This is a genomic window from bacterium, from assembly GCA_026129405.1.
GTDB lineage: Bacteria > Desulfobacterota > Binatia > DP-6 > DP-6 > JAHCID01.
Map to the genome: position 1 here is coordinate 20,519 of JAHCID010000013.1, position 8,407 is coordinate 28,925.

5 protein-coding genes are annotated in these 8,407 nt (G+C 74.4%); all 5 read right to left on the minus strand.

Annotated elements, in window-relative coordinates; genetic code table 11:
- Positions 1-54: 54 nt before the first annotated feature.
- Positions 55-2,724: a YncE family protein gene (locus KIT14_25850; protein MCW5893943.1), complete on the minus strand. Its 2,670-nt coding sequence runs from the start codon at positions 2,722-2,724 to the stop codon at positions 55-57.
- Between the two features lie 578 nt (positions 2,725-3,302).
- A complete protein-coding gene (locus KIT14_25855) occupies positions 3,303-4,553 on the minus strand; it encodes a hypothetical protein (protein ID MCW5893944.1) in 1,251 nt (416 codons plus the stop codon).
- A 102-nt stretch (positions 4,554-4,655) separates the two neighbouring features.
- Complete coding sequence (locus tag KIT14_25860; GenBank protein ID MCW5893945.1) at positions 4,656-5,753, minus strand: Zn-dependent alcohol dehydrogenase; 1,098 nt, start codon at positions 5,751-5,753, stop codon at positions 4,656-4,658.
- 117 nt (positions 5,754-5,870) lie between these two features.
- Positions 5,871-7,067, minus strand: a complete 1,197-nt coding sequence (locus KIT14_25865) for an acetamidase/formamidase family protein (protein ID MCW5893946.1) — start codon at positions 7,065-7,067, stop codon at positions 5,871-5,873.
- Positions 7,068-7,078: 11 nt separating this feature from the next.
- The gene (locus KIT14_25870; GenBank protein ID MCW5893947.1) at positions 7,079-8,197 is read right to left on the minus strand and encodes an acetamidase/formamidase family protein; all 1,119 of its coding nucleotides are present in this window, start codon (positions 8,195-8,197) and stop codon (positions 7,079-7,081) included.
- Positions 8,198-8,407 lie beyond the last annotated feature (210 nt).

Sequence of the window (8,407 nt, forward strand, 5' to 3'; positions counted from 1 at the left end):
GCGATTTGGTCGGGGCCGGCCGGCGCACGCAAGCCCCGAACGCGTCGGGCGCGCTCAGGGCGTGCAGGCGACGGCCGGGTCGGCGGGTGCGGGGTCGTCGCCGTCGAGGCAGCCGTCGGCGTCGCGGTCGAGCGCGAGGCGGACGCCGGTGCCGGGCGGCAGGCAGGTATAGGTGCGCGCCTGTCCCGCGCGCGCCGCCTCGGCGCGCAGCGTCTCCTCGGCGACCGGCGGCTCGCCGGCGCGGTCACGGAACGCGCCGGTCGGCAGGCGCAGCCAGCCGCGCGCGACGCCGTCCTGCACCCCGCGCACCATGACGTCGCACTCGGGGACCGCCGTGTCGCCGCGGGCGAGCAGCAGCGCCACGCGCGCGGCGACGGCCGGGTCGTCGGCGGCGGCACTGGGCCCGCCGACGGTCACCTGCTGGCCCACCGCGGGCGCGAGCCCGGTGTCGATGCCGAGGATGAACGCCTCGACATCGCGCCGGTCCGGGGCGGAGAGCGAGAAGACGGTCGCGGACAGGAAGCGTTGGATGGTGTCGACGCTGCCGTCGTGCAGGAACCCGAAGCCGCGCACCTGGTCGCCCGTCGGCGTCGCGTCGAGGTCGCGGAAGAAGGGCCCGCCCGCCATGCCGAACATGCCGACCTTGGCGTACAGGTTGCGCAGGTGGGCGATCTTGAAGATCTGCGGCTCGTTCTCGAACGAGCTGTCGCCGTCGGTGCCGAAGAAGCCCAGGTCCGGATCGAGGACGTGGCAGCCGTGGCAGGTGCGGATGTCGTCGCTGGTGACGTCGAAGTAGACGTGGCGCCCGCGCTCCTCGCCGGCGCCGAGCCCGCCGTCGAGGCGGCGGATCGGGTTCGGCGGATAGCGCAGCGCGAGCGCGAACGCGGTGAAGGCATCCATGTCGGCGTCGGCGAGCGGGGCGTGGCGCCCGAGCAGGGAGACGAAGGCCGGGTTGAAGGTGCGGAAGGCGGCGGCTTCGTCGAGCGGATCGCCGAAGGTGGTGCCGCCGGAGCGGTCGCCGCGCCAGTGCATCGGGCCGTGGTTCGCGAGCCCGCGCAGGCTCTGCGTCGTCATCGGCCCCTTCAGCGTGCGGAAGTCGGGATCCTGGCCGAAGTTGAACTCGAACGGGTTGCGGTTGGTGACCGTCTCGCCGTCCGGATCGCCGAGGTCCCAGGCGAGGCCGTCGAGGTCGCCGAAGACGTGACACGCCGCGCACGACGCTTCGCCGTTGTCCGAGGTCGCGACCGCGTCGTAGAGGAAGCGGCGGCCGGCGACCACCGCCGCCGGCTCGGGGTCGGGCAGCCGCACGTGCGCGATCTCGGTGCGGCTCGCGGTGTCGACGACGGAGACGCCGAGGTCGAAGCGCGTGCTCACGTAGAGGCGCCCGTCGCCGAGGACGAGCCCGGTCGGGCCGCCGCCGGTGAGCGGCACGTGGGTCGCGGCGTCGGGCGCGAAGGTGCCGTCCGCGAGCGCGGCGGCGTCGAGGGCGGCGACGACGCCGGAGCCGAGGGCCGCGACCCACAGCGTGTCGCCGTCGGCGGCGAGCGCGACCGGCGTCGCCAGGCTGCGTGCCTTGTCGGCGGGCGACGTGGGGACGTCGTAGGCGAGGTGCGGGTTCAGGTGGCGGGGCCGTACGCCGTCGCCGTCGATGCGGGTGACGCGCGCCGCGTGCAGCCGCCCGCGCACGCTGGTGGTCGCGCACGAGCCGCTGCGGTCGCCCTCGAAGCGCACCTCGTTGTGCGCCTCGGTGTTCGCGACCCAGAGCGCGCCGGTCGCGGTGTCGACGGCCATGCCGTAGAGCACCGTGCCGACGTCCGACCAGCCGGCACCCAGCGCGGCGGGCGGCGTCGCGCCGGCGTCGATGGCGAACACGTCGCGGTCGGGCAGGGTGAACGGCACGAGCGCGCTCCAGTCGCGCTCCAGCTCGTCGAGCCACTGCCCGCGCGCCGGGTCGAAGCGCACGATCAGGCCGGTCTCGGGCTGCGGCACGCCGGCGCAGTCGTTCGGGTTCGGCGCCGGCAGCCCGCCGGGAGCCGTCGCGTCGCCGACCCGGCACGGCGCCGCGCCCTGGCCGCCGTCGCACACCGCCTGCTCGGTGATCGTCGTCGTGCGATTGCCGGAGCGGAAGACCGCGGCGTAGACGGTCTGCCCGTCGGGCGCGACCGCGAGCGCGCGCGGCGTGTCGCCGAAGAGCTCGACCACCGCCAGCGGCACGCCCGTCGCCTGCGTGGCGTCGAACACCTGCACGAGCGCCCGCGGCGTGCCGGGCGTGGTGAGCTGCGCGTCGATCGGCGTGCCGTCGGGACCGAGGCAGGTCTGCCCGCGGCGGGCCGTGGTGACGAAGGCGCGCGCCGCGCCCGGGCCGGCGAAGACGAGGTCGCGCGGCTCGTCGCAGGTGGGGATCGTGCGCACCACGCGCGGCGGATCCGCGGCGACGTCGACCACGCTCACGCTGTCGGAGAGGTGGTTCACCACCCACACCTCGCCGTCGCCGTGGACGGCGACGCTGACCGGCTCGAGCCCGACCGCCACCGACGCCTGCGGCGTGAGCCCGCCGGCGGCATCGACCCGCAGGATCTCCAGGCGTGCGTCCGGCGTGTTCGCGACGTAGAGACGGCTGCCGTCCGGGGAGAGCGCCAGCGGCCGCACCGGGTCGCTTTCGAAGCTGGGCACGATCGCCGGCGGCGCAGCGACCGCGCAGGCGGGGATCGCGGCCGGGCCCATCGCGAACCGCCACGGCTTGCTGGCGACCACCCGGCCGCCGGCGGCGCCGCCGAACGCGGTGCACCAGCTGTCCCCGCCGGGGATCGTCAGCATCAGCTCGGCCCCGGCGAGCATGGGCCTGGGACGCACCGCCAGCGGCCGGTCGCGATCGCCGCGCAAGCGCACCTCGAGCCGCACGCCCTTGCGCCCGCGCGTGAGCCGCAGGAGTCGCACCGGGCCGTGGACGCCGCGCGGGTCGCGCCAGACGAGGCGTCCGTCGCCGGGCCGCTTCGCGCTCGCAGCCACCGACCAGCCGGCGCCGCGGCCGCGCGCGGCGCCGGGCGGCAGGACGAGCCTGTCGCGCGCGCGGTCCGGGCCGACGGTCGCGATAGTCACCAGAGCGCCGTGCACGATCGGGTCGCCGGCGAGGCGCGCGACCGCCGGTCGCTCGCGCGCCACCACCCGTACCCGGCGCACGGGGGCGGTACCGCCCCCGCGGGATTCGGCGAGCTGCAGCGCCGAGCCGGGGAGCGGCTGGGCGCCGAACGCCGCCGCGGCGAGGACGAGCCCCAGCGCGGCCCCGGCGGCGCCGAGGCGGATCACCGGCTGACGCATGCGAGTCCTTGCGCCATGAACGTGGTGAGCGCCTGGCTGTCGAGGCGGGCGCCGTCGGTGACGTCGAACACGTGCAGCGTGTCGTGCACCCCGAAGCTCGTGTCGTCGCCGCCGTAGCCGATCGCCGGCAGCGCGGTGAGGTCGTCGGTGAGGACGACGAGGCGGCCGCCGTCGAGGGCGGAGAGCCCGCGCACGCCGCCGTCGAACTCCTGGAGCGTGAGCGAGGGCAGCGCGGCACCGGTGCCGGCGTCGAAGACGCAGACGATCGGCTGGGGGTCGCAGCCGCCGATCCAGCGCGGGCGGCAGCCCGTGGCGTAGACGAGGCCGTCAGCTCCCGTGACCGTGTCGAAGAGCAGCGCGCCGCACGGCGAGCCCGCGGGGATGGTGTCGAGGTCGGCGACGACCCGGTACGGGCCGTCGGGCACGTCGGCAGGGTCGTCGTAGGCGCGGATCTGGCGCAGCGATGCGCGCGGCGTGTCGCGTACGCTGCGGCGCGCGGTGGCCTGGGCCGGCCGCGCGTCGAAGCCGGGCCGGGGCAGGACGAGGAGGCTCGTGGCGTCGGTGCCGGTGGCGGCGCACGGCCCCGCGACGCGTCGCCGGCGCTCCGCGCCGAGCGGCGTCGCGACGAAGCCGCCGAAAGGGCTGCCGCCGCTGCAGGCGTAGACGTCGCCGTGCCAGAGCGCGAGCGACATCGCGCGACCGGCGGCGGCGGTGGCGGGGCCGTCGTCGCGGCACACGACGCCGGTGTCGAGGCTGGCGACGCGGTGCTGCGCGCGGCCGCCGAGGACGCAGTAGACCGGCTCGGCCATGACGTCCTCGCAGCCCGCGAGCGGCGGGGCGCAGCGCAGCGCGAGCCGGGCCCGCGTGCGGCGTCCGGCGGCGTCGCGGAGGCGGGCGCGGAGGACGGTGCGCCGCACGTAGGTGCGGGCCCGCACGGTGACGCGCTCCCACGACATCGCCCAGGGATCGACCGTCGTCGCACGCCCGAGGCCGCGCATGGTGCTCCGGGCGCCGTCGCAGGCCGCGCCGGCGCCCGGGGCGACGCGCAGGCGGACGTCGAAGGTGCAGGCGCCGTCCACCGCGGTGCGCGTCGTCCGGCGCAGCGGCACGCCGCTGCCGCCGGTCGCCACCTCGAAGCGGCAGGCGCAGTCGGCGCCGCCGGCACGGACGGGCGACGCGGGGAGGAGCAGGGCTACGGCGGCGGACAGGAGCAGACGACGAGCGGCGGCGTGCATCGTGGACCTCCTTCGCAGACCGACTTGCTGACGATCTGTCTACGCCGCCGCACCCGGGCTCGACAATCGGGTGGGGTGTCGCCGAGAACCGCGGCGCGCCGCTCAGCAGGCGAGGACCGTGCGGATGCCGCGGCCGCTGCGCAGGTCGGCCAGCGCGGCGTCGATCTCGGCGAGCGGCCGGCGCGCGGTGACGAGCGCCCCGAGGTCGAGGTGCCCGGCCTGGTAGAGCGCGAGCAGGCGCGGGATGTCGCGCACCGCGTGGCAGCTGCCGAGGGCACAGCCGAGGAGCTTCTTCTCCTGGAGGGTGAACAGCGCGGCCGGCATGATCGTGATCGCCTCGTCGATCGGCGCCGCGCCGACGGCGACGGTCGTGCCGCCGTTGCGGGTGGCGGCGAGGCCGGCCTGGATCAGGGCGGCCCGGCCGACGGCGTCGAAGGCGTAGTCGACGCCGATGCCGGTGAGCGCCTGGCAGCGCGAGACCACGTCGTCCGCGGCCGGATCGACGAGGTCGGTGGCGCCGAGCCGGGCGGCGGCCTTGCGCCGCGCGGGCAGCGGATCGCTCGCGACGATGCGCGCGGCGCCGGCGACGCGCGCCCCCTGGACGATGCTGAGCCCGATGCCGCCGAGCCCCATGACGAGCACCGTCGCGCCGGCCTCGACGCGGGCGGTGTTCAGCACCGCGCCGACGCCGGTCTGCACGGCGCAGCCGATGACGCAGGCGACGTCGAGCGGCACGCCGTCGGGGACCCGGACCGCGCCGGTGACCGGCACGACGACGCGCTCGGCGAAGGCGCCGAGGCCGACGCCGCGGTAGACGGTGACGGTGCCGCGGCGCAGCCCGGTGCTGCCGTCGAGATGCGTGTTGGTCGCGATCGCGTTCGCCCGCACGCAGCAGCCGGGCTCGCCGCGCACGCACCAGTAGCAGGTGCCGCACGGCGGCAGCGGGGTGAGCACGACGGGATCGCCGACGGCGAGCTCGCTCACGCCCGGGCCGAGCACCTCGATCGTACCGGCCGCCTCGTGGCCGAGGACGATCGGCGTCGGCGACGGAAAGACGCCGTCGACGATGCTCAGGTCGGAGTGGCAGACGCCGCAGTAGCGGACGCGCACGAGCACCTGGCCGGGGCCGGGCGGATCGATCGTGACGTCGTCGGCGATGGTGAGGGGACGGCCCGCTTCCTCGAGGAGTGCCGCGTGCATCGCGGCCGGGTAGCGCGCGCTTCCCCGCGTGGTCAAGGACGCCGGGACGGGAGGCCGGGCGTCGTCGGCCGGCGCCGCGGGCCGGGGCGTCGCAGGGACGTCCCGGCCCGCAGGCGCTCAGAAGCCGTCGAGGCCGTTGCGCTGCCCCTCGCTGAACTTGTTGAGGGGCTTCTTCCAGTAGTCCTTCACCTTGAAGTCGGAGGTGAAGAAGCGCTTCGGGACCCGGCCCATGACGAGGTTCGTCAGGTCGACCGACTCCGCGATGTTGAAGTCGACGGCGAGGCTCGCGAAGGCGCGCGCGTCGGCGAGCGACAGGCCCTTCTGGTCCTGGAGGAAGTCGAGGACCTCGGCCAGGGCGGCGTTGAAGGCGACGTCGTGATCGACGTCGATGCCCATCATGATGAAGTGCGTGGGCGTCTCGGCGCGCGGCACGGTGAGGCCGCCGCCCTTGTGGACGATGAACTGGATGGTGACCGTGTTCGACATCTCGAGGGCGTTGCCCGAGACCTCGCCGTTGCCCTGCACCTCGTGCGGGTCGCCGGTGAAGAACTGGGCGCCGGTGCGGAACACCGGATAGTAGATGGTGCTGCCCTCTCCGAGGTCGTTCAGGTCCATGTTGCCGCCGTAGGGGCCGGGCGGCTGCGAGCTGACGACGTTGGCGGACGCCGCCTGCGTGTTCGGGGAGACGTAGGTGTCGGACGCGGCGACGCCCATCGTGCCCTGGAAGGGCTTCAGCGGGATCTCCACGCCGGGCTTGAAGAGGGCGACGTTGCCCTTCGTGCGGATCAGGCGGACGGTCGAGCTCGAGAGATAGCCGGGCAGGGCGCCGCCGGAGCTCTGCGCGTTGATGCCGTAGTTGACGCGCGGCTCGACCTTCAGGATGCGGGCCTCGAGCGTGTCGCCGGGCTCGGCACCCTGGACGTAGATCGGGCCGGTCAGATAGTGGCCGCCGCTGCCGCGCGGCGCCCGGTGGCTGGCCGGGAAGTTGTAGTAGGCGTTGATGACGTCGGGCAGCACCTCCTCCGGCTTCACCCCGAAGGTGCCGAGGAAGCCGACCGGGTCCATGCCGCTGCCGCCGACGCCGCGCTGCGAGATCGTGTCGATGCGCACGATGGCGCCGCTCGGCACGGTGAGCGCCGGCGGGGCGTCGCGCGGGAACCAGCCGAGGTACATGTTCTCCGGCGTGGACGGGAGATGGTAGTCGTAGTCCTTCTTCGCGAAGGCGCTCTGGTGGCCGAGAGCGCCGAGCCCGATCAGGACGGCGAGCGCGGCCGCGGTGACGCCGGCCACGCGAATCTGTGGTGTGATGTTCATCGTCACTCTCCTCACGGCAGCTGGTCGAGGCCCTGGCGCTGGCCTTCGCTGTTGTCCTTGAGCGGCTTCTTCCAGAAATCCGGCTTCTTCTTGAAGTCGCTCACGAAGAAGCGCTTCGGGATGCGGGCCATGACGAGCTGGGTGAAGTTCACGGTCTCGGAGATGTTCATGTCGATCGCGAGGCTCGCGAACGACATCGCCTCGGACGGCGTGAAGCCCTTCTCGGCCTGGAGGAAGTCGAGGGCGTTGCGAAGCGCGTTCCGCATCGCGACGTCGAGATCCACGTCGATGCCCATGGTGATGTAGTGCAGCGGCGTCTCCGCCTGCGGGCCGGTGAGGCCGCCGCCCTTGTGGACGATGAACTGGAAGGTGGCGGTGTTCGATTGCTCGAGCGCGCTGCCGGCGACTTCGCCGTTGCCCTGCACCTCGTGCGGGTCGCCGGTGAAGAACTGCGCCCCGCTGCGGAACACGGGCAGGTAGAGGCTGGTGCCGATGCCGAGGTCGTTGGTGTCCATGTTGCCGCCGAACGGGCCGGGCGGCCGCGAGCTGACGAGGCCCGCGTTGGCGGCGGCGGTGATCGGCGACACGAAGTCGTCGGCCGCAGCCACGGCCATGATGCCCTGGAAGGGCTTCAGCGGGATCTCGATCCCGGGCGCGAACAGCGCCCGGCCCTTCTCGATGTAGACCCGCTTGCTGCCCGGGGCGGTGCCCCAGGGCACGCGCGGCTTGACGTCGAGGATGCGGACCTCGAGCGTGTCGCCCGGCTCGGCGCCCTGGATGTAGATCGGGCCCGTCATGTAGTGCGCGCCCAGCCCCGACACCGGCGCGACGACCTGCTGGAAGACGGGGATGGCGTCCGCCAGGACGTCCTTCGCGGGGACGCCCGTCTGCTGGATGTTCTGATGCGAGATCGTATCGACCGAGACGATCGCGCCGCTCGGGACCGTCAGCACCGGCGGTGCATCGCGTGGGAAGTATCCCCGATACATCGTCGTCGGCTTCGACGGCACGTGGTAGGTGGGCGATGTTTTCGCGACCACCGCCTGGTGACCGATCGCGACGACGCCGATCAGTCCGGTCACGCCGGCGGCGGCGCCGAACGCGACCCTCGATGCGAGTTTCTTCTGCATGGCTCCTCCCTCGATGTCGCCCGCGCTCCCCCGGCTCGCCGGGCGCACCGGCGAGAGCAAGGGAGGTGCCCACGCCGCGGGCGTGTCGCGCCGGGAAGAAGTCGCACGTGGCGTATCCCGCGCCCGAAAAACGAGCGCGCGTGTGCCGGCGCGGCGAGCAATGCGCACGTGGCCGCGGACGCACGCGCCGGCGGCACACGCGGCGCGGCG